The organism is Brevibacillus reuszeri, assembly GCF_001187725.1.
GTDB classification, from domain to species: Bacteria; Bacillota; Bacilli; order Brevibacillales; family Brevibacillaceae; genus Brevibacillus; species Brevibacillus reuszeri.
Map to the genome: position 1 here is coordinate 1 of NZ_LGIQ01000010.1, position 1,278 is coordinate 1,278.

1 protein-coding gene is annotated in these 1,278 nt (G+C 45.1%); it reads left to right on the forward strand.

The window, feature by feature from the left end:
* Positions 1–57 precede the first annotated feature (57 nt).
* A protein-coding gene (locus tag ADS79_RS24730) for an IS3 family transposase (RefSeq protein ID WP_457912074.1) occupies positions 58–1,204 on the forward strand; the annotation gives its coding sequence in 2 pieces (ribosomal slippage) (positions 58–329 and positions 328–1,204; 1,149 coding nt in all).
* Positions 1,205–1,278: the final 74 nt, after the last annotated feature.

A 1,278-nucleotide genomic window follows, 5' to 3' on the forward strand; every position in this document is an offset into this window, starting at 1 on the left:
TATAATGCTCCCATAGGTTGAGACACGGGAGAGTGATAAATAAGTTATAATGAAGCTATGGAAAAACGGAACCGATATACCCCAGAGTTCAAGACAAAGGTCGTGCTTGAGGTGCTACAGGAAGAGCAGACCGTGAATGAAATTGCTGCAAAGTATGAGCTCAGTCCAGTGATGATCAGTCGGTGGAAAGCCGAGTTTATTGAACGGGCTTCAATGGTGTTTGAGAAGAAGACCAGCGAAGTGGACAAGATGAAAAAGGAGTACGAAAGCAAGCAAGAACACCTAGAGAAGCTGGTTGGCCAACTCACTGTGGAGGTCGACTGGCTCAAAAAAAAATCTGGTCTTAAATGAACCCATGGAAGAACGCAAGGCCATGATTGAGCGGGATCATCCGGTCATTACTATCAAACGTCAGGCTGTCTTGCTCAGTGTCAATCGTACAAGCGTCTACCGTCCTGCTAGAAAGGAACAACCTAGCGAATACAATGTACAGATCATGCACCAGATTGACGAGATTTATATGAAACATCCTTATTTCGGCTACCGGCGAATGACAACCATGCTACGGGAGCAAGGCTTTACGATTAATCGGAAGCGCGTACGCCGTCTCATGCAGCTTATGGGGCTCGAGGCGATTTATCCGAAGCCTAACTTGAGCAAACGTCTACATGCCAAGTACTGCCGCCCTTATCTCCTACGTGGTCTTACGATTGATCGACCGAACCAAGTGTGGGGGATCGATATTACCTATATTCGAATGGGAAAAGGATTCATGTACTTGTTCAACATTATCGATTGGTACAGCCGAAAAGTAATCGACTATGAGTTATCCAGTACATTGGAGAAAGGCTTTGTCATAAAGTGCTTGCGACGCGCATTCAGCCGCTGCAAGCCAGAAATTATGAATAGTGACCAAGGATCACATTTTACCAACGCTACTTACCTGGAGTTGCTAGAGGAAGAAGGCATCAAGGTATCCATGGACGGTAAAGGTCGAGCTACGGATAACAGCCGTACAGAGCGATATTTCAGGTCTTTAAAGTATGAATGTATCTTTCTAAACGAATTTGATAACCCTCGTGCGTTGCGCCAAGGGATAGCTCGCTATGTCCAATTTTACAATCAGGAGCGCCCACATCAATCTCTTAACGATGCCAAGCCTGATCAAATCTATGTACATTCGATTACCAAAAAAGCGTCGTAAATCAATGATCTCACGAGAAGGAGGAACTAACTTATTTCCTCTCGACCCGTGTCTTGACAATGGGGAGCATTACA